The 24,413-nt window shown below is 30.6% G+C and carries 19 protein-coding genes; 17 read left to right on the top strand and 2 right to left on the bottom strand.

Annotated elements, in window-relative coordinates:
* The first annotated feature begins 40 nt into the window (after positions 1 to 40).
* From CLRAG_RS17525 to CLRAG_RS17515, 3 genes are all read left to right on the top strand, one after another.
* Entirely contained in the window at positions 41 to 2,107 is a 2,067-nt protein-coding gene (locus CLRAG_RS17525) for a methyl-accepting chemotaxis protein (protein ID WP_065079582.1), read from the top strand.
* A 50-nt stretch (positions 2,108 to 2,157) separates the two neighbouring features.
* A complete protein-coding gene (ymfI, locus tag CLRAG_RS17520) occupies positions 2,158 to 2,901 on the top strand; it encodes an elongation factor P 5-aminopentanone reductase (protein WP_065079581.1) in 744 nt (247 codons plus the stop codon).
* A 125-nt stretch (positions 2,902 to 3,026) separates the two neighbouring features.
* A complete protein-coding gene (locus CLRAG_RS17515; protein WP_065079580.1) occupies positions 3,027 to 3,866 on the top strand; it encodes a response regulator transcription factor in 840 nt (279 codons plus the stop codon).
* Positions 3,867 to 4,122: 256 nt separating this feature from the next.
* Here CLRAG_RS17515 and CLRAG_RS17510 read toward each other — a convergent pair whose 3' ends face one another.
* The gene (locus CLRAG_RS17510) at positions 4,123 to 5,397 is read right to left on the bottom strand and encodes an SH3 domain-containing protein (RefSeq protein ID WP_065079579.1); all 1,275 of its coding nucleotides are present in this window, start codon (positions 5,395 to 5,397) and stop codon (positions 4,123 to 4,125) included.
* Between the two features lie 609 nt (positions 5,398 to 6,006).
* On the opposite strand from CLRAG_RS17510, the gene aroF reads away from it, so the two are divergent.
* The 14 genes from aroF (at position 6,007) to CLRAG_RS17440 (ending at position 22,793) form a co-directional block, all read left to right on the top strand.
* Entirely contained in the window at positions 6,007 to 7,041 is a 1,035-nt protein-coding gene (gene aroF / locus CLRAG_RS17505; protein WP_065079578.1) for a 3-deoxy-7-phosphoheptulonate synthase, read from the top strand.
* 26 nt (positions 7,042 to 7,067) lie between these two features.
* The gene (locus CLRAG_RS17500) at positions 7,068 to 7,934 is read left to right on the top strand and encodes a prephenate dehydrogenase (protein WP_065079577.1); all 867 of its coding nucleotides are present in this window, start codon (positions 7,068 to 7,070) and stop codon (positions 7,932 to 7,934) included.
* 14 nt (positions 7,935 to 7,948) lie between these two features.
* Complete coding sequence (gene aroB, locus CLRAG_RS17495; protein WP_065079576.1) at positions 7,949 to 9,040, top strand: 3-dehydroquinate synthase; 1,092 nt, start codon at positions 7,949 to 7,951, stop codon at positions 9,038 to 9,040.
* A gap of 18 nt (positions 9,041 to 9,058) precedes the next feature.
* Positions 9,059 to 10,339, top strand: coding sequence for a 3-phosphoshikimate 1-carboxyvinyltransferase (aroA, locus tag CLRAG_RS17490; protein WP_065079575.1), 1,281 nt, complete (start codon positions 9,059 to 9,061; stop codon positions 10,337 to 10,339).
* The gene (aroC, locus tag CLRAG_RS17485; protein ID WP_065079574.1) at positions 10,317 to 11,399 is read left to right on the top strand and encodes a chorismate synthase; all 1,083 of its coding nucleotides are present in this window, start codon (positions 10,317 to 10,319) and stop codon (positions 11,397 to 11,399) included. The genes aroA and aroC overlap by 23 nt, the downstream gene beginning before the upstream one ends.
* Before the next feature lie 21 nt (positions 11,400 to 11,420).
* Complete coding sequence (pheA, locus tag CLRAG_RS17480; protein ID WP_065079573.1) at positions 11,421 to 12,557, top strand: prephenate dehydratase; 1,137 nt, start codon at positions 11,421 to 11,423, stop codon at positions 12,555 to 12,557.
* A 27-nt stretch (positions 12,558 to 12,584) separates the two neighbouring features.
* Positions 12,585 to 13,400, top strand: a complete 816-nt coding sequence (gene aroE, locus CLRAG_RS17475; RefSeq protein ID WP_065079572.1) for a shikimate dehydrogenase — start codon at positions 12,585 to 12,587, stop codon at positions 13,398 to 13,400.
* Positions 13,401 to 13,414: 14 nt separating this feature from the next.
* Positions 13,415 to 13,924 carry a shikimate kinase gene (locus tag CLRAG_RS17470; RefSeq protein WP_065079571.1) on the top strand — a complete coding sequence of 170 codons (510 nt, stop codon included), beginning with the start codon at positions 13,415 to 13,417 and terminating at the stop codon, positions 13,922 to 13,924.
* Between the two features lie 182 nt (positions 13,925 to 14,106).
* Complete coding sequence (locus CLRAG_RS17465) at positions 14,107 to 14,556, top strand: hypothetical protein (RefSeq protein WP_065079570.1); 450 nt, start codon at positions 14,107 to 14,109, stop codon at positions 14,554 to 14,556.
* A gap of 50 nt (positions 14,557 to 14,606) precedes the next feature.
* On the top strand, positions 14,607 to 15,269 hold the full coding sequence (locus tag CLRAG_RS17460; protein ID WP_065079656.1) for a L,D-transpeptidase family protein: 663 nt from the start codon (positions 14,607 to 14,609) through the stop codon (positions 15,267 to 15,269).
* A gap of 94 nt (positions 15,270 to 15,363) precedes the next feature.
* Positions 15,364 to 16,122, top strand: a complete 759-nt coding sequence (locus CLRAG_RS17455) for a YncE family protein (RefSeq protein ID WP_065079569.1) — start codon at positions 15,364 to 15,366, stop codon at positions 16,120 to 16,122.
* Between the two features lie 211 nt (positions 16,123 to 16,333).
* The gene (locus tag CLRAG_RS17450; protein ID WP_065079568.1) at positions 16,334 to 18,505 is read left to right on the top strand and encodes a heavy metal translocating P-type ATPase; all 2,172 of its coding nucleotides are present in this window, start codon (positions 16,334 to 16,336) and stop codon (positions 18,503 to 18,505) included.
* Positions 18,506 to 19,118: 613 nt separating this feature from the next.
* Entirely contained in the window at positions 19,119 to 20,633 is a 1,515-nt protein-coding gene (locus CLRAG_RS17445; protein WP_065079567.1) for a phosphohexomutase domain-containing protein, read from the top strand.
* Between the two features lie 159 nt (positions 20,634 to 20,792).
* Positions 20,793 to 22,793: a fructose-bisphosphatase class III gene (locus tag CLRAG_RS17440; RefSeq protein ID WP_065079566.1), complete on the top strand. Its 2,001-nt coding sequence runs from the start codon at positions 20,793 to 20,795 to the stop codon at positions 22,791 to 22,793.
* Positions 22,794 to 22,874: 81 nt separating this feature from the next.
* Here the strand turns inward: CLRAG_RS17440 and cls are convergent, their stop codons facing one another.
* Entirely contained in the window at positions 22,875 to 24,305 is a 1,431-nt protein-coding gene (gene cls / locus CLRAG_RS17435) for a cardiolipin synthase (protein ID WP_065079565.1), read from the bottom strand.
* Positions 24,306 to 24,413: the final 108 nt, after the last annotated feature.

The following is a 24,413-nucleotide window of genomic DNA, read 5'->3' as shown; positions in this document are numbered from 1 at the left end:
AGCATATAATTGATGCAAATTTATATGTTGGAGGAATTTTATGTTAAAAAAATTATTTTTAAACATTTCAAAGTTATCTTTTGGTAAGGAGAAAAAGTTTAATCTATCTTTTTTAAACAGTGTGGGAGTGAAAATAGTTTGTGAGATTGGAATACTTATAATATTCATATGCAGTATATTAGGAGCGACATCTTATTGCAGTGCTTATAGAGCTATGGAAGATAGTATAAAATCTTCGCTTGAAAGTAGGGCAGTAGAATCTTCTAAACTCATAGATGCAACTTTAAAACAGGACGTTAAAGCAATTGAAGAGTTAGCATCAAATGATATTATAAAATCCATGAATACTTCAATGCAGACACCTCTTCTTAAGATGAGAGCAAAACAATTAGGATATGTGAACTTAAATGTGATGGATTCAAGTGGTATGATTTATATGCAAACTGGTGAAAAGGCTAAAGCTAATTTAGACGATACCAAGAATTATTATCTTAAAAGTGCATTAAATGGGAAAATGTCTATTTCAGATCCAGTGATGAATACAGATGGGCAGCAGATAATGGCGGTGGCAGTTCCAATAAAAGATTCTGATAAAAAAATTGTAGGAGTATTATTTTCAAATATAAGTATGGAAAGTTTAAATAAATTAGTTCAAAATGAAAAACTGGGTAAAAGTGGATACTGCTTTATAATAAACAAGGAAGGGGTTAAGGTAGCACATAAGGATTTGAAACTGGTGTTAAATAAAGACAATACTATAGAAGATGAAAATAAAGATCATTCTTTAAATGAACTGGCAATTTTAGAAAAAAATATGATAATTGGTAAAAGTGGCTCGGGATACTATAAAAAAGATAATGAAGATATGTTTATGGCCTATGCTCCAATAGCTGACTTAAACTGGTCACTGGGACTTACTATAGATAAAAAGGAAATATTTAGTGAAGTAAATATGCTAAAATACAAAATAATTATGATAACTGTTCTATTTATTTTAATAGGATTGGTTGTAGGGTTATTTATAGCCGGAACTATAAAAAAACCACTGCATAAAATAAGAAAGTATGCCTTGGAATTATCAAAGTTTAATTTAAATTACAGAATACAAATTGATAAAAAGGATGAATTTGGAGATACGGCTTCAGCATTAAACTATGCAATGAATGAAATAGAGTATATTATAGAGCAAGTAAAACTAAAAAGTAGAGAAGCTTTGGAAGCTACGAATAATGTAAATAAAATGTTTGAGAAATCGCATTCTGAGATAAAGTTGGTTTCAGATGAATCTTCACAAATATGTTCTAATATGCAGGAGAACTTATCTTCTATAGAAGAAGTGAACCAAAAGATATCAAATGTAAAGCGTGAAATAAAAAATTCAGCAAAAGAGGCAAATGAAGGCTTGGCCCTTGCAAAAAACATAAGGGAAAGGGCTTTAAATATCAAAAGAGATACGGAAAGCTCAAAGCATGACTTTGAAAATTATTATACACAGTATAGTGATGAATTAAGACATGCACTGGAAAATGTGAAAGTAGTAAAAAATATTTCTATAATGGCTGAAGAAATAAAAACTATATCAGATAGAACAAATATATTAGCATTAAATGCTAATATAGAAGCCGCAAGGGCTGGTGAATATGGCAGGGGATTTATGGTGGTGGCAGAAGAGGTAAGAAAATTAGCTATGCAATCTTCTGATATGGTAAGTAATATACAATTAAATGTAAAAAATGCTTTAAAATCGGTAGAGAAACTAGCTCTATCAGCTGAAAGTATATTGAAGATTTTAGAGGAAAATATTTTGTCGGATTACAGAAAAATGGTGGATATAAGCAAAGATTATGAAAAGGATGGAATGAGATTTGAATCAGTATTAAAAAAGTTTTGTGGGCTTATGGAAAATATAGATGAGTCTTTTTTGGTAATAACTAAAATAATGTGTATTATAGTGGACTCGTCAAATAATGGAACTAAAGCATCCATAGATATATCAGATAATATAGATGAAATAGCAAGTGAAAATAGAGCCATATCTTTGTATACTATGAAAAATGCAAGTGGGTCTGAGGAACTTCTTCGTATTTTAAGTAAATTTAATGTATAATATTAATTGAAAAGTAAATTTTATGTTAATATAGGAAGTGTGAAGTTTATATGGAGAATTTAGGCGGAAAAGTAGCAATAGTAACAGGAGCTTCTAGAGGAATAGGAAGAAGTATTGCTGTAAATTTAGCAAAATGCGGTGCAAATGTAGTAATAAATTATAAAAAAGATGAAAAAGGGGCTTATCAAACTCTAGATATGGTAAAACAAGTTGGTTCCGTAGGAATGGTAGTACAAGGAGATGTTAGTTTATATAGTAATGCTGAAAGAATGGTGCAATATGCATTAAGTAAAATGGGAAAAGTAGATATACTTGTTAATAATGCAGGAATTTCTAAAATAGGACTTTTTATAGATATGAGAGAAGATGAATGGAATTTTATTATAGATGTGAATTTAAAGGGGGTACTTAATTGTACTCACTCTGTATTAAAACATATGATTTCTAAAAAAGCAGGATCTATAATAAATATTTCTTCTATGTGGGGAAATGTAGGTGCTGCTTGTGAATCCATTTATTCTGCATCTAAAGGGGGAATAAATCTTTTTACAAAATCTATTGCGAAGGAAATGGCACCTTCGAATATAAGGGTAAATGCAGTTGCACCAGGGGTAATTGATACGGAAATGAACTCCTGGTTAAAAGAGGATGAGAAGAAAAACTTAATGGAAGATATACCTATGGGCAAATTTGGACAATGTGAAGACATAGCAAAAACTGTATGCTTTTTGGCAGGTGAGTCATCTGAATACATAACAGGACAGATAATAACCGTAGATGGCGGAATGATATGAGAAATGAACCTTTAGTGTAATATACATATAAAATAATAGCAGTAGTGGACGATAAATAGAATATGGAAAAAATTAATTTTAATAAAAGGGATGGTTAAAATATTGATGTTATAGGATGAATAATTATGAACAAAGTTATAATATTAGATGATATGATATATGTAAGATATAGGGTGAGACGCGTATTGGAAGATGCGGGGATTGGGGTATATGAATGTGGAAATTCCTTTGAGTTCTTTAATAGATTATATGATAAAAAAGAAGAAATAAATTTGATAATACTTGAAGTGGGATTAAGCACTGAAGATGGATTTGAAGTACTTAAAAAGATAAAGGCTAAAAAATTAAACATTCCTGTAATGATACTTACAAAATTAAATTCTAGAGAAGCATTTATAAAAGGTATAAAAGAAGGTACTTCAGAGTATATATTAAAACCTTTCAATAGTAAAAATTTAGTTAAAAGAATAACGAAACTCATAAAATCTAGTAGAAATTCAGATAGACCAGAAGAAATAGTATACTTGAATTTTCAAGAGTATATTGCCAGACAAATTGTGAAATGTGGGGCACAAAATAAAAAGCTTTCAATTACCATGGTAAGCTTAGTAAAAAAATACTATACAGAACAAGATGAGAAAATAGAAGTAAAAGACAGTTATCTTATTTTACTTGATTTAGTTTATGAAAAATTGAGAAGTCTTTTTAAGGTACCAGATTTATTTGAAAAATATGGATTATCTACTTTTATAAGTGTAGTTCCAGACTGTAATTATAGAAAAATTGTTTCAATTGTTCATCAGATGGAATGTGCTTACAATAAAATAAAAATTATGAATGAAAAGTATAGTGAATACGATCTTAAATGCAGCTATGTTATTTTTCCTGATGATGGAACAGATAAAGATTATTTAATGGATAAATTAAATATTAAAATGAAAATGAAGATAAATAAAGAAAGGTAATGTTTCTTTTGACAATAAAAAAATAATATTGTGTAGAACCATCTACACAATATTATTTTTTTATTTTATCCGATCGCTACCATTGCTAATACTCCCATCTTCTATCAAAGTGGGGGATAAGCACTGCTACGCGCCTGGATAAGTTCTTCCCCTAAAGGATAACGTATTCTAAGTGCTAAAGACACTAAGAATACTGTTAATAAGGTTCAGCTGGAGAAAGTAATCCTTATAATCAAACTCCATCTGAACCTAAGAATTACTTGATGTAATCTGAATGAACATATCCTGTTAAGGAACCAACTGTCACTTTATACCAACGTCCATCTGTGCCTGTTATGGTTACTTTGGTTCCAGAAGATAGAGTGGATACAATACGGCCAGTCCAAGGGTTACTTCGTAAGTTTAATACTGAAGATTTACTACTTAATGTTACAGTACCAGTTTTTAAAGTTGTAGACTGAACTTTTGCAGCAGTTGCTACTATGGACTGTGAATTACTTATGTAGCTAGAAGAAACATATCCTGACTTCCCGTTTGCAGTTACTTTATACCAACTTCCACTAGTACCTAATATATTTACAGCAGTACCATTAGCAAGCGATCCTATTACAGAACCTCCTGGAGATGTTCTTAAGTTTAAAGATGATCCACTGTCACTAAGCTTAACATAACCTGATTTAGCAGAAGCTGGAGATAAATATTGCGCTCCCGAATTAGAAGAAGGCTGACTACTAGGACTAGCTTGGGAACTCGTATTTATAAAAGAAGAGCTCACATATCCGTAAGAAGAATTATATTTAATTTTGTACCAACTTCCAACTGATCCTACTATAGAAACGGATTGGCCTTTCTTTAAACCACCTACAACTCCAAAGGATGTAGCTGCTCCGCTTCTTACATTCAATGTGGAACTACTATTTGAAATGTTAACAATTCCTGTTTTAGAAACACTAGTAACAGGAGTTGAATTTGAATTACTGTTACTGCTAGGTGAAGGATTACTAGTTGGAATAGATTTCCTGCCACCGCCTACATATATGTATCCTTTAAGATATAAATTTCCTCTATTTTTTATAGCTTCTTTTGAAAGCGTTTTTTCACTTCCATCATAGTTACCTCTTATATTAAAGTTACCTTCGTTAAAATATACAGTATCTCCACTTACTTCTTCTACAAAACCAACGTGACCGTATCCATGTGGACCGCCACCCCATACAATTATGGAATTTGGTTTAGGTTCCGATCCGTAAGTGTATACGTTTGAACTGGCATTTGCATACCACCAGTCCACTGCATTACCGTAAAATTGTGATGGCAGTGCAATTCCTAATTTTTCAAGTACTCTTCCATAAGTAAACCAGGTACATTGCCCGGTGTATCCTGATTTTGCAAATATATTTCCAACAGCAGTATAAGCGCTACTGCTCATATTTGGTACATCAGCAGCATATACAGTACTTACCAAGCCCTTACTATTCATAAGAGATGCTGATATAAAAAAAGCAAAGATCAGTTTTTTGGACGTGTTCATGCTCTTTCCTCCTGAAATTATAGTATATTTAAAAATAACATTTTATATTCACATAAATTTTATATAATATACTTATTTTTAATATTATTAAAAAAATGTTTAATTTAATTATACTATGGTTTAAAATAATTTTCCATTAGTTTTAGCAAAGTTTTCATATTTTATACTATAAAAATAAATAAAACTGGAAACTTACTGTTGACATAAAGAATAAACATGTTATAATTGAGAACAAATAGATTAAGAATTAATTTATAAAATTATTGGCATTATTTGCAATGGAGGGTAAATTCAATGAAAAATATCATTAGAAAGGAAATAGAAGCAATAAGTGAAAAATATTATTTTAACTTTACTTTTAGCTGGGGCTATTTTTATTTTAGCGCTAGTTACTTTTGCTTCCCAAAAAAATTGAATCCTTTTCTAATGAGTAATATAATTGTAGATACATGATTGAATAATTTTACGTACACAAAATGTATTTGATTAATTTAGGCAGAGCTCATTAGGAGCCCTGCCTTTTTTATATTATTAATTAAAATTTCAAGGTAAATAACTTCTATAGCTAGCATAGAAGTTAAAATATAAAATTTTAGGAGGTACTAGAAATTGATAGTTATTATGAGACCACAAACCACACAGGAAGAGATAAACATGCTTAAACAAAAAATTGAAAGTGAGAATGACGTAACAGTGAATGTAATAAATGGAAAAGAATGTTCTATATTAGGACTTGTTGGAGATACTACAAAAGTGGATGCAGATAAAATAAGGGCTAATGAATTTGTAGAAAATGTTGAGAAGGTACAGCAGCCTTACAAATTGTCTAATAGGTTATTTCATCCGGATGACACTGTAATAAAAGTAAAAAATGCTTCTATAGGTGGGGATGAGCTGGCTGTTATAGCAGGACCGTGTTCTGTTGAAAGTGAAGAGCAAATTGTAAAAATTGCACAAGATGTAAAAAAAAGTGGCGCCAAATTTTTAAGAGGTGGGGCATTTAAACCAAGAACATCACCTTACAGCTTCCAAGGTCTCAGAGCTAGAGGATTAGATCTTTTAAAAATAGCAAGGCAGGAAACAGGGCTGCCTATAGTAACTGAAATTATGTCCGCGGATATGATAGACAAATTTGTAGAGGATGTAGATGTGATACAGGTAGGAGCAAGAAATATGCAAAATTTCGAACTCCTAAAACAGCTAGGTAAAACAAATAAGCCAATTCTTTTAAAGAGAGGACTTTCTGCTACTATTCAGGAGCTTTTGATGTCTGCAGAATATATAATGTCTGAAGGAAATGAAAATGTAATACTTTGTGAGAGAGGAATAAGAACTTTTGAAACTTATACAAGAAATACTTTAGACTTGAGTGCTATTCCTGCCATAAAAAGATTGAGTCATCTTCCCGTAATAGTGGATCCAAGTCATGCTGCAGGACTTTGGTGGATGGTAGAACCATTAGCTAAGGCAGCAGTGGCAGTAGGGGCTGACGGACTTATGATAGAAGTACACAATGATCCTGCTAATGCAAAATGTGATGGACAGCAATCCATAAAACCAAAGGTATTCGAACAGCTTATGAACGATATAAGCAAAATTCCAGGAAAAACAATTCATAAAGCATGTGATACTGTAAATGTGTAAAAATTCTAGGACAGGGGGAATATGGATTGGACGATTCTGATTTTAAACTTAAGGTAGCAATTGTGGGAATGGGACTTATTGGCGGTTCTTATGCCATGGCCCTAAGGCCTTTAAACACTGAACAGGTTATTGGAATAGATAATGATAAAAATACACTTGAAAGTGCTTTAAATATGGGGATTATAGATAGGGGCTACGAAAGAGGTGGAAGCTTTTTAAAGGAAATTGATCTTATAATAATTGCTCTTTATCCTAAGGATACAGTTAAATTTGTAGAAGATAATTTTAAGTATTTAAAAAGTGGTGCTATTATAACGGATACATCAGGTATAAAAAAGTGTGTGGTAAGTGAAATAAATTCATTTTTACCAGAGTGCTTGGAATTTGTACCAGGGCATCCTATGGCAGGTAATGAATTTAAAGGTATAGCTGGAGCTTCCAAAGATATTTTTAAAGGTGCAAATTATATAATAACACCTACTTCTAGAAATACCTCAAGGGGAATTGATTTAATCCATGAATTGGCTAGAAAAATAGGATGCAGTAATGTAACTTGTATAAGTCCAGAAAAACATGATAGAATAATTACTTTTACAAGTCAACTTCCCCATGTAATAGCTGTATCTCTTATGAATTCACAGGATCAGAATGAAGAAAACATAAAGTCATTTACAGGTGGAAGCTTTAGGGATGCAACTAGAGTAGCCCAAATTAACACTTCACTGTGGACTGAACTATTTACTATGAATTCGGATATATTAGTGGAAGAAATAGAAAAGTTTGAAGAAAGTATTAATTTATTAAAAAAAGCTATAATATCTAAAGATGTAGATTCCATAAAAAATATTTTTGAAAAAGCATCCTCAAGTAGAAGAGAATTAGTTAAAAGATAAGGATAGTGATTTTGATGAATACAATTTCTATAAATATAAATCTTAAAAAGAAACAATATAAAATTTATATGGAAAGGGGGATTTTAACTTCTATAGGAAAAAAATTACGGCAAGCTTATGAGGGGAGAACTTTAGTTGTAATTACAGATAAAAATGTTGAACGATTATATATGAAAGAATTGAAAGAATCTTTTTTGGATAACGGATTTAAAGTAAATGTCATATCTATAGAACCGGGAGAAAAAAGCAAAAGTTTAGATATGCTAAAGAAAATATATGAAAATTTGTGTGAATTGAAGATAAAGAGAAAGGATGTAATAGTTTCTCTTGGAGGAGGGGTAGTTGGAGATTTATCAGGCTTTGCAGCAGCTACTTATTTGAGAGGAATAAGTTATGTTCAAATACCAACATCACTTTTGGCACAAGTAGACAGCAGTATAGGTGGAAAGGTAGCTGTGGACCTTCCTTGGGGAAAAAATCTAGTGGGGAATTTTTATCACCCGGATGCTGTATTTATAGATCCGGAGGTACTTAAAACTTTAAGTGATAGATTTTTTAGTGATGGAATGGCTGAAGTTATAAAGTATGGTTTTATAAAAGATAAAACTATTTTAGAAGATCTAAATTCCTATAAAAGTAAAGAGGAAGCTTTGAACAATATAGAAAATATAATATATAAATGCTGTAGTATAAAAAAGAAATTGGTAGAAGAAGATGAAAAAGATTTAGGAAATAGGATGCTGTTGAATTTTGGACACACTTTGGGGCATGCTGTTGAAAGATATTATAATTATAGTAAATATAGCCATGGAGAAGCAGTTTCCATTGGTATGGCATATATAACAGGAAGAACGGAAGAGCTTTCTATTACTAAAGAGGGTACTTATTCTTATATGGTAAATATTTTAAAAAAGTATGGGCTTCCAGTTTATATACAGGGTGTGGATAAAAATGTTTTAGTAGACACCATAGCACTGGATAAAAAATCTTCAGATAAAAATGAAATTAATTTAATTATGATTGAAGAAGCAGGAAAGAGCAAGATAAGAAACACTAAATTGTCTGAAGCAGCTAATTTTCTGTTTCCTGAAAATCTGATCAAATAAATGGAAAGGGAGCAGTTTATGAAATATGTATCCATAAAACCTACCAAACTTAAAGGCCAAGTACAAGTTCCGCCTTCTAAAAGTGTATGTCATAGGGCACTTATATGTGCTGCCTTAGCCCAAGGGGAAAGCAGCATAAAAAATGTAGATTTTTCAGAAGATATAGAAGCTACTTGTAGTGCTTTGGAAGCTTTGGGAGTAGATATTAAAAGAGATGAACATACTTTAAATGTAACAGGCAGCTCTGTTATTAGAATGAAAAATTCAAATATACACTGCTTTAAATCTGGTTCTACTATTAGATTTTTAATACCTATAGCTGCTACTTTAGGAGAAAAGGTAACTTTTACGGGAGAAGATAAATTAATAGAAAGGCCTCTAGATGTTTACTATGATATATTTGACAGGCAAAAAATTTTTTACAGAAATTTTGAAGGTAAGTTACCTTTAACTGTAAATGGAAAGTTAAAGCCTGGGGAATACAGAGTAAAGGGAAATATAAGTTCTCAATTTATAAGTGGCCTTTTGTTTGCTCTACCCCTTTTAGATGGAAATTCAAAAATAGTAGTTACAACAGAACTTGAATCTAAATCTTATGTAGATATTACGCTGGATATGCTAGAAAAGTTTGGAGTTTATGTGGACAAAAAAGACTATAAAGAATTTTTAATTAAGGGAAATCAGACTTATAAAAGAAATAACTGTAGTATAGAAGGAGACTTTTCTCAGGCAGCTTTCTGGATGACTGCAGGAGCCCTTGGAGATGGAATTATATGCTCTGAGCTCAATATGAATTCTCTCCAGGGAGATAAGGCCGTAATAAGGATATTAAAAGATATGGGAGTTGAAATTGAAGAAAAAGGTGATACTTTAAAAGTTAATCCTTCTAAAACTCATGGAACGTACATAGATGCCTCCCAGTGTCCTGACTTAGTACCAGTACTTGCGGCACTGGCGTCTGTAAGCAGTGGTACCACTGAAATTACAAATGCAGCTAGACTTAGAATTAAAGAATCAGATAGACTCAAGGCTATATCTACGGAATTAAATAAACTTGGAGCAGATGTAAAAGAAAGAGAAGATGGACTTATTATAAATGGTAAGGAAAGACTCAAGGGAGGAAAAGTTACAAGTTGGAGAGATCATAGAATAGCAATGGCACTAGCTGTTATATCTTCAAAATGTGTAAATCCTATAATAATGGAAGAAGCTGAATATGTTAAAAAATCATATCCTGCTTTCTGGCAAGATTTTAGACAATTGGGGGGTAATATAGATGAGTGGAATGTGGGGAAATAAGATAAAGTTATCCATTTTTGGAGAATCTCACGGAAAAGCCATAGGCATTGTAATAGATGGACTAAAGGCTGGAACTGAAATTGATTTAGAGTACATAAGAAAGCAGATGAAAAGGAGAGCACCAGGCTTTAGTAAACTTTCCACTCCTAGAAAAGAGCAGGATGAATTTGAAATTTTAAGCGGATATTTTAATGGAAGAGCTACGGGAACTCCTCTTTGTGCAGTGATACAAAACAGCAATACTCATTCTAAGGACTATGAAAAAACAGCTTCTCTTTTAAGACCTGGCCATGCTGATTTTACGGGAAAAATAAAATATAGAGGATTTAATGATTATAGAGGCGGTGGACACTTTTCAGGCAGACTTACAGCACCTATAGTTTTTGCAGGAGCTTTATGTAGAAAAATATTAGAGAAAAAAGGTATATTTATAGGCAGCCATATAAAGAGTATAGGCATAATTGAAGACCCAAAATCCTTTAAATTTACATCTATAGAAAAAGGTAGTTTAGAAAAACTTTCTGAAAGTAAGTTTCCAGTTTTAGATGAAAACTGCGGCGAAAAAATGCAGCAGTATATTTTAAAGGTAAAAGAAGAAGGGGACTCATTAGGAGGAATTGTAGAAACTGGAGTTATAAATTTGCCGCCAGGCATAGGAGATCCTTTCTTTGATTCCGTAGAAAGTACTATATCGGGGCTTCTATTTTCTATACCTGCAGTAAAAGGGGTAGAATTTGGAGAAGGTTTTGATATATCAAAAATGAAGGGCTCTGAAGCAAATGATCAATATTTTATATCAGACAATAATGCTATAAAAACCTACACTAATAATAATGGAGGAATTTTAGGAGGAATTACAGATGGAATGCCGCTTATATTTAGAACTTGTATAAAACCTACTCCATCTATATCAAAAGCTCAAAAAACTGTAGATATTGAAAAAAGAAAAGATGCACTTTTAGAGATAAAAGGAAGACATGATCCCTGCATTGTACCTAGGGCAGTTCCAGTAATAGAAGCAGCTGCAGCACTTTCGCTGTTCAATTTAATGGAAGATTAAATTACTTGTGGAGGTAATATTTTGGAAGATTTAGAGTATTTAAGAAATGAAATAAATAAAATAGATAAAGAAATGATTGAACTTTTTGAAAAGAGGGCAAAAGTATCTCGCAAAGTAGCAGAATATAAAATAGAAAATTCTATGGATATACTTGATAAATCAAGAGAAGAAGAGGTAATAAAGGGTAACTTAAAAAATCTTAAAGATAAATCCATAAAAGATGAAACTAAAACCTTTTTGAAGAATGTTATGGAAATAAGCAGGAACATACAAAAAAGAGAATTCAAACAATCTTCTAAAAGTAGTGAAATTAAGCCTAAAGAGCAAAATAGTGATGTATTTAAAATTGGATTTCAAGGAGTACCAGCATCTTTCAGTCATGAAGCACTGTTAGAGTATTTTGAAAATGAATCAGAAGCATTAAACTTTGAAAGCTTTAAAGATGTATTTGAAGCTCTAAAAAATGGAATTATAAAATACGGCGTTCTTCCTATTGAAAATTCCTCTACAGGTGGCATTCCACAGGTTTATGATCTTATAGGGGAATATGACTTTTACATAGTAGGAGAAAAATGTATTGAAGTAAATCACAATTTATTAGGAGTAAAGGGAGCGTCTATTTCCGATATAAAAGAAGTTTATTCTCATAGTCAAGCATTTATGCAGAGCAGTAGATTTCTGGAAAAACATAAGAATTGGAAGCTAAATCCTTATTTTAATACGGCTAGAAGTGCCAAATATATAAGTGAGCAAAATGTTAAGAGTAAAGCTGCTATAGCAAGTAAAAATGCAGCAAAACTTTATGGACTTGATATAATAGAAAAAAATATAAATTATAACAGCAATAATTACACTAGATTTATAATAATAGGAAAAAATATAGAAAGTGATAAACAACGTGACAAGATAAGTATATTGATTACTCTGCCGCATGAACCGGGAACTCTTTATAATGTTTTGAAGTATTTTCATGAAAATAATTTGAATATGACTAAAATAGAGTCAAGACCTATAATAAATAAATCCTGGCAGTACTTCTTTTATATTGATTTTAATGGAAATATTATGGATAAAGATACTAGGTATGCTTTAAAGGGCATACAAGAAGAGAGCGTATATTTTAAACTTTTGGGGAATTACAAAGGAGATTGTTTTTAGATAGTAAATAAAAAGGAGGCGATTCATATGAGCAACTTGCAGGGACTTATAGGGGAAAAGTTATCACACAGTTATTCAGCTGTAATACACAAATTGGTTTTAGAAAAACTAGGTATAAATGGAGAATATAATTTATTCGAAATAGAACCTCAGAACTTAGGTAAAAGTATGGAGGCTTTTAAAGTTTTAGGATGCAAGGGAATAAATGTAACCATACCTTACAAAATTGCCGTTATGAGTTATATGGATGATATATCAGAAGAAGCAAAGAATATAGGTGCTATAAATACTATAGAATTTGATGGAAACAGACTAAAAGGATATAATACAGATTACTATGGTTTTGGTCTTACTTTAAAAAAGAATCACATAGATGTATTAAATAAAAATGCAGTGATACTTGGTACAGGAGGAGCATCTAAAGCTGTTGTCAGGTACATTTTAGATGAAGGTGCCTCAAATATTACTTATGTAAGCAGGCATCCTGAAAAAATTAAGCAAAGTGATTTTGAAGTTATTTCTTATGAAAAACTCAGAGAAATAAAAAGTGGAGATATAATAGTGAACTGTACTCCCTGTGGTATGTACCCTAATTTAAATAATTGTCCTATAAATAAAAATGTATTGTCTAAATTTAATACAGCTGTGGATTTAATATATAATCCTGAGTATACACTTTTCCTAAAGATGGGGAAAGAAATGGGACTTAAAATTGCAAATGGATTATATATGCTTGTAGCACAAGCTGTGGCAGCAGAAGAAATTTGGCACAAAAAGAATATATCGATAGAAACTATAAATGAAATATATGATGAATTAGTTAAAATAGAGTACAACAAATAGGGAGGGATATAATTATGGATACAGAGACTAAAAACATAGTTCTTATAGGTATGCCTGGATCAGGGAAAACTACTTTAGGTAATCTTTTAGCCTCTAGATTAAATAGAAAATGTATAGATTTAGATGATTATATAGAATTAGAAAACGGATGCAGTATTCCAGATATATTTAAAAATGGAGAAGAGTATTTTAGAAAATTAGAATCAAAAGCAGTAGAGAAAGTAAGTGTAGAAAAAAATATTATAATAGCTACAGGAGGTGGGGTGATAAAAAAGAAGTGTAATATACAAAATTTGAAAAAAAACGGAATTGTAGTTTTTATAGATAGACCTTTAGAGAATATAATTTCTGATGTTGACATATCAGGGAGACCTCTTTTAAAAAAAGGAATTAAAGAAATAGAAAAAATTTATAATGAAAGATATGATATCTACAAAGCGTATTGTGATTTTTCAGTTCACAATATACTAAATCTTGAAACAATAGTTGATGATATAGTTAAATCTTGTAATGAATACATTTAATAAATACTAAAACAAGTATTTAGTATTTATCTATATATGATTTTGTAGTAAAAAGCTGAAGGCAAAGAGATTTTGTCGTCAGCTTTTTAGCATATTCTTCGCCTTGCCAATAATATTATAATATGTACGGTGTATTATATACTTAATAGTATTTTTCTATTTTAAGGTAGGAGAGGATAGCTGTGGAAAGACTAAAATCAAAGTTAAAATCTATTTTGCTTGAAATTTCTATCATAATTATAATACTTTTAGTTGTTTGCATAGCAGCATTTGTAGATATAAGGTCTAGCAGGGAGTATTCAGCCAGTAATAGTACAACTAAAGAAATGTATTTAAGTATTCAGCAAAGTCAAAATGAAGTTCAAAATTTAAAAAATAACCTCCAAAAAGAGCAAAATGGTTTAGAAAAATTGAAGAGTCAGGTAGATTCTACAAAGTCTCAAGGAGAAACCAGTAAGTGGAATAATGCAGTTATAGCATATAATACTCAACTTGAACAATATAATACAGACATGAAAAATTATAACGATAAGTTTAAAGTATATAATCAAAGAGTGGAGCAGTATAAAAAAGTGGACAAGAAAAATAAAAATATAATAGAATGGATTAAGAGTATAATTGGCATAGATTGATAAATTAATGTAAAATATAATAAAAATACTACAAAAGGTAAGTGATGATTATGAAAAAGAAGCACATAATTTTCCCATTGTTATTTCTGGTTTTTGGCACAGTTGTAATAGCAACTATTTCTGGGTTATCTATAAAAAGATATATTAAGCAAAATGAATTTAAAAATATTTCAGCTAAGAATAGCGCAGCCCAAAAAGACATACAGGCGGAGAAAGGAAAGTTGTTTTTTCAAGCTCCAAAGCAAAAACCAGAAAAAACTTCAATAAAAATTTATAAGGGAAAAAGGACAATGGAGCTTTATGGAGATAATGAATTGATTGGAAGGTTTAAAGTTGGACTTGGAAGAGTTCCCTCAGGTAAAAAGGAAAAAGAAGGAGATTTAAAAACCCCAGAAGGAATCTATTACATATGTTATACAAATCCTAAAAGTAAATATGATTATTTTTTTGGAATAAGTTATCCAAATATAGATGATGCTAAAGAAGCTTTAGATAAGAAAGTCATAGGTAAAATTAATTATGACAGAATAGAATGGGCTATAAATAATAAAGAACAGCCGCCTTGGCATACTTCACTTGGAGGGGAAATAGGAATACATGGTGGTGGCTCTAAATACGACTGGACTTATGGGTGTATTGCTCTATCTAATAAAGATATGGATATACTAAAAGAATATGTTGGACTTAAAACTACAGTAGAAATATATAAATAAATATATTAAAAATTGAAAATTTGTTATAAATAAGAATATATATGGTAAAAAAGGTGCAAAATAAAATAAAGAAAACATATATGAGGTGGTGCCTATGACTCATCAGAAATGGTTTAAAGTTTTTTTTATTTTGTTTTTAGTAGTACTTTTTTTAAGCAGTGGATTTATAATAATGCAGTATAAGTCAAATTCTATGGCTAAAGATTTGGAGGAATATAGATCCTATTATTTTGTAATCACAGGCGATAAAACCATATGTAAGATTGACACGGTTACAAATCAAATTATAAGTAAAATTAATGTGGAGGGTAAACCAGAGGACATTCAAATTTCACCAGATGGTAAAATCCTAGTAGTAGTTGTCTCTAGTTCTAAAGATGAGGATGATACAGGATTTTTGTTATTTTATCAGATTAAGGATGATAAGCTTTTAAAAAAGTTAGAGGTAGGCAAACATCCTTCAAAAATTTCATTTACTCCAGACAAAAAATATGCACTTGTAGCAAATAAAGAAAGCAATGATATGTCTTTAATAGATTTTCAAAATTACACCGTACTTCAATCTATAGCTGTAGGAAGGAAACCTAAGAACTTTTGTATATCTTATGATGGAAGATATTGTTATGTTGCAAATACAGGAGAAGATACTTTAAGTGTAGTGGATATGAGAAATTTTAAAAGTGTAAAAAAAATAAGAGTAGGTAGATATCCTACTGATGTTACTATAGATAAAGCTAATGGGAATGTTATGGTAACTTTAAGCAGAGAAAAAGCTGTGGCTCTTGTGAATCCAAATACAGAAAATATCGAAAAAATAGATTTGGATGATAAACCTACCAAAATATATAATTGAATTTGTATTTAAAAGTTTTGGGCATATGAAAAGATAACTAGTTTATTTTTTCATATGCCTTATTTGCATTGATTATTAAGTTAAGCGGGAGTCTACTTTAGGTAGGCATCAAATAAATTTTGTTGACAAGAAAAGCAAATTAAATTATACTTAAAGCATAAACATATGAACACATGAACATATGTTATTAGATACCGGGAGGTGGATTAGAATGAACAATACTATGGAAGTAAAATTACAAGATAATAGAAAATTAAAAAATAATTATATTAAAAAAGAATTTATTCTCGAAGGACTTGATTGTGCACACTGTGCTGCAAAAATAGAAAACAAAATTAATGAAATGCCTGAAATAAAGAATGCTTCTGTGGATTTTTTGTCTAAAAAGCTTAAATTCGAGTTGTACGATGGAAAAAAATTTAATAACGTTGTGGAAAATATAAAATCTATAGTTAAAAGGTTAGAACCAGATGTAAAAGTTATATATGAAGTTAATGAAAAATCAAGAAAAATTCAGGATTTACCTAAGGAAAAAAATAGGAAAGTGGGATATATAATTGCAGTAATTGGAGTTTTTATTTATGCTGCTGCTGTAATATTTAAATTTGCATTTGAAATTGAATTTACACTTTTTCTTTTAAGTTATATTGCGATTGGAAAGGATGTACTCTGGAAAGCAGTTAAAAATATTTTCCGGGGACAGGTATTTGATGAAAATTTTTTAATGTGTATTGCAAGTATAGGCGCTTTTATAATTGGACAGTTTCCTGAGGCTGTCGCAGTTATGCTTTTTTATAAAATAGGTGAATATTTTCAAGATAGGGCAATAAATAATTCAAGAAAATCTATAGCTGCCCTTATGGATATAAAACCTGAATTTGCAAATGTAAAGACTGAATCAGGATTAAAAAAGATGAATCCTGAAGATGTAAATATAGGTGAGTTTATTTTAGTAAAACCAGGTGAAAAAATACCTTTGGATGGAGAAATTATAGAAGGCAAATCTATGATAGATACCTCTGCATTAACGGGAGAATCTCTTCCAAAAGAAGTAGGATACAAGGATATAGTGCTTGGTGGATATATAAATAAAAATGGAGTTTTAACTTTGAAGGTAACTAAAAGTTTTAAAGAATCTACTGTGGCTAAAATATTGGATTTAGTTGAAAATGCCAGCAGTAAAAAAGCGCCTACGGAAAATTTTATTACAAAGTTTGCTAGATACTATACGCCTGCAGTTGTGGCATTTGCAATAGGACTAGCTTTGTTGCCACCACTTTTAATGGAAGGGGAAAGTTTTTCTAAATGGATTTATAGGGCTCTTGTATTTTTAGTAGTTTCTTGCCCTTGTGCACTAGTTATTTCAGTACCCCTTGGATTCTTTGGAGGAATAGGAGCTGCTTCTAAAAATGGGATTCTTGTAAAAGGTGGAAATTACCTTGAAGCTTTAAATAGCATAGATACAGTAGTCTTTGATAAGACAGGAACACTTACTAAAGGAATATTTAAAGTTACTCAGGTAAAAGCTTTTAATGATTTTACAGATGAAGATGTTTTAAAGTATGCAGCTTTTGTAGAATCTTATTCTAATCATCCTATAGCTTTGTCTATAGTGAAACAGTACAATCAAAATATAGATAGAAATTTAATAAAGGATTATGCTGAGATTTCAGGCGAGGGTATTAAAGCAGCGGTAGATGGAAGAGAAATTATTGCAGGAAATTCCAGACTTATGGAAAAAGAAAAAATAAATTATGATATGTCAGAAGTTGTTGGAACTGTAATTCATGTTGCGCTCGATAAAATTTACATGGGTTATATAGTAATATCTGATGAAGTAAAAGAAGATTCTAAAGATGCAATTAAAATGTTAAAAGACATGGGAATAAGGAAAACAGTTATGCTTACGGGAGATAATAAAAAAATTGGAGAAGCAATAGGATATAAATTAGGATTGGATGAGGTTCATGCACAGCTTCTTCCAGATCAAAAAGTAGAAAAATTAAATGATATAATTGCCGAAAAGTCTTCTAATAGAAAAATGATTTTTGTAGGAGACGGAATAAATGATGCTCCTGTGCTTGCAAGAGCAGATGTTGGAATTGCTATGGGCGGTATTGGTTCAGATGCTGCTATTGAAGCTGCAGACGTAGTTATTATGACAGATGAACCTTCAAAAATAGTAACTGCCATTAAAATAGCTAAGAGAACTAAAAAAATAGTATCCCAAAATATAGTATTTGCCCTTGGAGTAAAACTGGTGATTTTAGTTCTAGGAGCTGTGGGAATAGCTAATATGTGGGAAGCAGTTTTTGGAGATGTAGGGGTAGCTCTTATAGCAGTATTAAATTCTATGAGGGCAATGAAAGTAGAAAAAGCTTAAGGATTAAAATAAACATGAGTAATAGAGTTTCTAAACAAAAAATAAACTTATGCTACCGGATATAATGCCAAATCTCATCACTATAAAAACTTTTTATAAGTCTAAAGCTCAGTATTTTGAAAATCTAAAGAAGTTCATATAAACTCGTACCTCAAACATATATAAACTTCTAAGATTTTCTAAAATACTGAGCTAAGACTTAATAAAAAGTTTTAAAATGTGATTTCAATTTTGGCAGCATATCCTCAAGTATAAGTTTATTTTTTTGTTAGAGAAACTATTTATTCGATGGCTACCAGCCGTAATACCCCATCTTCTTATAAAGTGTGGGATAAACGGCTGCTACGCCCCTGGATAACGATTTCTAAGTTTCAGATGGAGAAAAAACTCCACCTGAAACCAAGAACTCTGTTTATGTTTGAGCTTTAATTATAAAATGAATATAAATTGTACCTATAGGAAAACATTTATTATATAATTAATATGGAGATTCTAAGTTGAAACATACTTCAGTATATTTATGAGGATAATCTCAAATTTTACTTAGGATACATATGTGATATTTTTATTTAGGGATTTTACATATAAACTTTAGAAAAATAGGGGGAAGAACATGATAGAAGAATTACATAAATTACAAAATGGTACTGATATAAGGGGAATTGCAATTGAAAATCCTGAAAAGAAAGTTAATTTGACTACTGTAGAAGTAAAGGCCATAGCAGGTGGGTTTGTAAAATGGCTTAAAGACAAAAAAAATATAAAAAAAGAAAAAATAAAAATTGCAGTAGGCATGGATTCCAGACTGTCAGGACCTGAAATTAAAGAAGTTATTTTAAATGAACTTGTAAATTTGGGATGCAGTGTATATGACTGCGGACTTTGCACTACCCCAGCTATGTTTATGACTACTGTACTGGAAGATTATAAATGCGATGGATCTATTATGATAACTGCAAGCCATTTGCCTTATTATCACAATGGATTAAAATTTTTCACTGAAAATGGTGGATGTGAAAAAGAGAATATAAAATACATATTAGATAGTGCAGTGGAGAAAGACTTTAAATATCCTTCGTATAAAGGAGAAATTTCTAAAGTTGACTTCATTGACACATATTCAAGTTTATTAGTTGAAAAAATTAGGAAAGGTATAAATTCAAATGAAAATTACGAAATGCCTCTTTCTAAGTTTAAGATTATTGTAGATGCAGGTAATGGAGCAGGGGGCTTTTTTGCAAGTAAAGTTCTAAAAAAATTAGGCGCAGAAGTTGAAGGAAGTCAGTTTATTAATCCAGATGGAAGATTTCCAAATCATATTCCTAATCCTGAAGCAAAAGAAGCTATGGATTCCATTAGAAAGGCAGTACTTGAAAATAAAGCAGATCTTGGTATAGTATTTGATGCAGATGTAGATAGGGCAGCTATTGTAGATGCTGGAGGTATGGAGATAAATAGAAATTCCCTAATAGCTTTAATATCTTCTATAATTTTAGAGGAACATCCAGGCAGCACTATAGTAACTGATTCTGTAACTTCAAATGGATTAAGTGAATTTATTGAAAATTTAGGTGGAAAACATCATAGATTCAAAAGAGGTTATAGAAATGTAATAAATGAAGGAATAAGACTAAATGAGCAGGGAGAAAAATGCTACTTGGCTATTGAAACTTCAGGACATGCAGCACTTAAAGAAAATTACTTTTTAGATGATGGAGCTTATTTGATATCTAAAATACTAGTAAAAATGGCCAAACTTCATAAACAAGGTAAAAGTATAGAGGACTTAATAAAAAGTCTAAAAATTTCACCTGAAAGTTTAGAGTTTAGATTTAATATTTTAAACAGTAATTTTAAAGATTATGGATATAAAATATTGGATGATTTAAAGAACTATGTAGAAAAAATCAATGGATGGAATGAAGCACCTAATAATTATGAAGGAGTTAGGGTAAATTGTAATAAACTTAATGGAGATGGATGGTTCCTTCTTAGGATTTCCCTTCATGAACCAGTATTGTGTTTGAATATAGAGTCGGATTCCAAAGATGGAATAAAAGTGATTATGGATAATTTAAAGAACTTTTTAATAAACTATAATGAGCTTAATATTAGTAGTTTTAAATAGGGAAATGTGTTATTATATGCTATACTAAATATACAATTTGTACTATACATGTTAATAATGATATACTATAATATATTATATAGTATATCATTATTGCTTTCATAAATTAAATAAATTGTATAAATTAAAATTGTATATATTAAAAAGGAGAAAATGACCATGATTTTCTATGATGAGAATAATTTAGATATAATAGAAAAAGATTTAAGATATCTTCAATTATTATCTAGAGAATATCCCACAATATCTAGCGCCAGTACGGAAATTATAAATCTTCAGTCTATATTGAATTTACCAAAAGCTACAGAACACTTTATAAGTGACATTCATGGAGAATATGAATCTTTTACCCATATGCTTAGAAATGCATCTGGTGTAATAAAGAGGAAAATTGATGATGTGTTTGGAAATTCATTGAGAGAAGAACAGAAGGCATCACTGGCAACCCTTGTATATTACCCTGAGAGAAAAATAGAATTAATTAAGGAAAAAGAACACAATTTGGAAGAATGGTATAGGATAACTTTATATCAATTAATTGAATTGTGTAAGAATGTATCTTCAAAATATACTCGATCTAAAGTGAGGAAAGCACTTCCATCGGATTTTTCATATATAATAGAAGAACTGCTTCACGATCAGGATGATAAGGTAGATAAACAAGCGTATTATAACGGTATAATAAAAACTATAATAGATATAAATCGTGCACCTGAATTTATTATAGCTATATCAAATGTAATACAGAGGTTAGTTGTAGACAGGCTTCATATAATAGGAGATATATATGACAGGGGACCAGGAGCTGAAATTATAATGGATGCTCTTATGAAACATCATTCTGTGGATATTCAATGGGGAAATCATGATATGCTCTGGATGGGGGCGGCAGCTGGATGTGAAGCTTGTATAGCTAATGTGCTTAGAATATCACTTAGATATGCTAATTTGCATACTATTGAAGATGGATATGGAATAAACTTACTTCCTCTTGCTACTTTTGCCCTTGAATTTTATAGTGATGATCCTTGTAAGAATTTTATTCCTAAGACTTTAAACAAGGATATAAGTAAAAATGAACTTAATTTACTGGCAAAAATGCACAAGTCCATAGCTATAATGCAATTTAAATTAGAGGCTGAAATAATAAAAAGGCATCCTGAATTTAAGATGGATGATAGACTTTTACTTGATAAAATAGATACAGAAAAATGGGAAATAGATATATATGGTCATAATTATAAGTTAAATGATAGCAAGTTTCCTACTATAGATTGGAATGACCCATATAAACTTACAGATAGGGAACAAGAATTAATTGAAAAGTTGACTAGTTCTTTTGTAAACAGTGAGAAACTTCAAAGACATATTAAATTCTTATATGGTAAAGGGAGTATATACCTGGTATATAATTCAAATCTTTTATATCACGGGTGTATTCCGTTGAATAAAGATGGTAGTTTTAGAGAAGTGAAAATAGGAAAAATAAGCTACAGCGGTAGAGAACTTTTAGATAGGTACGACCGTCTAGCGAGAGATGCTTTTTTCTTTAAAAGTAATACTAATAATAAAAAATATGGTATGGATATGATGTGGTATATGTGGTGTGGAGAGGATTCACCTGTATTTGGAAAAGTTCGAATGACAACTTTTGAAAGATATTTTATTGATGATAAGCTAGCACACTATGAAAAGAAAAATTATTATTACCAATATAGGGATGATGAGAATGTGTGCAAGAATATACTGGCAGAATTTAATTTGCCACCCGAAAGCTCTCATATTATAAATGGCCATATTCCAGTAAAAACTAAGGAAGGCGAAAGTCCTATAAAGGCAAATGGGAAACTCCTTGTGATAGATGGGGGATTTTGTAAGGCATATCAGCCTGAAACTGGAATTGCAGGCTATACTTTAATATATAATTCTTATGGACTATTGCTGACTTCTCATGAACCGTTTGGTGCTATAAAAAATGCTATAGAAGAGGACAAAGATATTTTATCTTCTACGGTGATTTTGGAACATGTAACTAAGAGAAAAAGGGTAGAAGATACAGACATAGGAAAAGAGCTAAAAAAACAGATAGCTGATTTGGAAAAGCTCTTAATAGCATATAGAAAGGGATTAATTAAAGAAGATAGCAATCAAATTGAATGAAATTATCAATAGGGGCTTTGTTGCGCTAATTAATTAGTGTGTAAGCCCTTTTGATGTGTATATATGTTTTTAAATTTTAGGCTATAATAATGAAGAAAATATTTTGCAAAAAGCTTCAAAAAATTTAGTAAAAAGAGATAAATTATCAAAGTATTTGGCACTAGCTATCTTGCTGTTTTTAAGATCATGGAAAAATAAATCTTCAAGTTCAACGGTGGTATCCTCATCATATATCATTGCATTTATTTCATAATTTAATTGATAGCTTCTTATGTCCATATTAGCAGTACCTATAGTACATATTTTACCATCTATAGATGTGGTTTTAGAGTGAATAAAACAATTTTTGTTATAGAAATAAACATTAACACCACTTTTAGTTAAATCTGCTAGATAGGTTCTTGAGGCATAGTACACCAATATATGATCATATCTCCCCGGAAATAGTATACGTACATCTATACCGCTTAAAGAGGCGATTTTAAGTGCATTTAATATACTTTCAGTAGGTATGAAGTAAGGAGTTGTAATGTAAATATGATCCTTTGCCATACCAATCATCTTTAAAACGGCTTGTTCAATAGCTGGAAATTCAGAATCTGGACCACTCTTTACCAGCTGCATTATTTTATTGCAGTTTCTGTATGATGGAATTTCAGGGAATATTTCTTTAAAGTTTCCATCATAAAAGAAATATTCTTTATTGGCAGATTTTATTGTGACAAAGTCATCTATGAAGACTGCCTGAAGTCCTAAGACAAAATCACCTTTTACCATTATATGAGTATCTCTCCAGTATCCATATTTACTCTTTCCTATATATTCATTCCCTATATTTATGCCGCCTACAAAACCTACTTTACCATCAATAACTACTATTTTTCTGTGATTTCTATAGTTTATCTGAGTATTTATGTACTTCAAAATTGGTGCTAGGAAGTAAGAATATTGGACCACGTTAACTCCAGCACTTTTTAAATCATTTATATACTTTTTATCAAGTCCTATACAGCCTACCCTATCCAATATGAGACGTACGTCCACACCGCTTAAACATTTTTTTATCAATATATCTTTTATTTCATTTCCAATTTCATCACTTTTTATTATGTAATATTCCATATGAATATGATGTTTTGCATTTAGCAATTCTTTTTTAAGATATTTGAATTTTTCAGCTCCGTTTTTGAATATCTTTATGGAGTTGTTTGTAAACAATGGTGATTCACTGTTTTTAGAAAGAAGTTCAATTAAAGGGGTATAAGTCGTATCTTTTACATTTTTAATAGCTTCAGATATTAATTCTTTTATATTTACATTTGTTTCATTGTTAAGTTTATGTTTTTTCCAATTTCGCCCTAAAAATATGTAAGCTATTAAACCAAAAGGGGGCATAACTATAAAAATTAACAACCATGCAATTGTTTTTTCAGGATTTTTCCTTTCTAACATTATAACGGCTATGGACAATATGGCATTTATTACAAAAATTGAGTAAAAAATATTTCGCATAAAAAAATGCCTCCCATTAAAGTTTATGTTAATTGGTAGATTATCTATAATAATAGTTTGATTTTTATAGGTAGATAATATACGCTTTTTATATGAAAATTATAACAT

The sequence above is a fragment of the Clostridium ragsdalei P11 genome, assembly GCF_001675165.1.
GTDB lineage: Bacteria > Bacillota > Clostridia > Clostridiales > Clostridiaceae > Clostridium_B > Clostridium_B ragsdalei.
Note: the sequence above shows the minus strand (reverse complement) of the source record. Positions and strands in the feature narration are given on the sequence as shown.

Excerpts from the sequence above, each read along its gene's own strand:
- CLRAG_RS17525 (WP_065079582.1), top strand. The coding sequence starts at position 41 with ATGTTAAAAAAATTATTTTTAAACATTTCAAAGTTATCTTTTGGTAAG.
- ymfI (WP_065079581.1), top strand. The coding sequence starts at position 2,158 with ATGGAGAATTTAGGCGGAAAAGTAGCAATAGTAACAGGAGCTTCTAGA.
- CLRAG_RS17515 (WP_065079580.1), top strand. The coding sequence starts at position 3,027 with ATGAACAAAGTTATAATATTAGATGATATGATATATGTAAGATATAGG.
- CLRAG_RS17510 (WP_065079579.1), bottom strand. The coding sequence starts at position 5,397 with ATGAACACGTCCAAAAAACTGATCTTTGCTTTTTTTATATCAGCATCT.
- aroB (WP_065079576.1), top strand. The coding sequence starts at position 7,949 with ATGAATACAATTTCTATAAATATAAATCTTAAAAAGAAACAATATAAA.
- aroA (WP_065079575.1), top strand. The coding sequence starts at position 9,059 with ATGAAATATGTATCCATAAAACCTACCAAACTTAAAGGCCAAGTACAA.
- aroC (WP_065079574.1), top strand. The coding sequence starts at position 10,317 with ATGAGTGGAATGTGGGGAAATAAGATAAAGTTATCCATTTTTGGAGAA.
- aroE (WP_065079572.1), top strand. The coding sequence starts at position 12,585 with ATGAGCAACTTGCAGGGACTTATAGGGGAAAAGTTATCACACAGTTAT.
- CLRAG_RS17470 (WP_065079571.1), top strand. The coding sequence starts at position 13,415 with ATGGATACAGAGACTAAAAACATAGTTCTTATAGGTATGCCTGGATCA.
- CLRAG_RS17460 (WP_065079656.1), top strand. The coding sequence starts at position 14,607 with ATGAAAAAGAAGCACATAATTTTCCCATTGTTATTTCTGGTTTTTGGC.
- CLRAG_RS17455 (WP_065079569.1), top strand. The coding sequence starts at position 15,364 with ATGACTCATCAGAAATGGTTTAAAGTTTTTTTTATTTTGTTTTTAGTA.
- CLRAG_RS17450 (WP_065079568.1), top strand. The coding sequence starts at position 16,334 with ATGAACAATACTATGGAAGTAAAATTACAAGATAATAGAAAATTAAAA.
- CLRAG_RS17445 (WP_065079567.1), top strand. The coding sequence starts at position 19,119 with ATGATAGAAGAATTACATAAATTACAAAATGGTACTGATATAAGGGGA.
- CLRAG_RS17440 (WP_065079566.1), top strand. The coding sequence starts at position 20,793 with ATGATTTTCTATGATGAGAATAATTTAGATATAATAGAAAAAGATTTA.
- cls (WP_065079565.1), bottom strand. The coding sequence starts at position 24,305 with ATGCGAAATATTTTTTACTCAATTTTTGTAATAAATGCCATATTGTCC.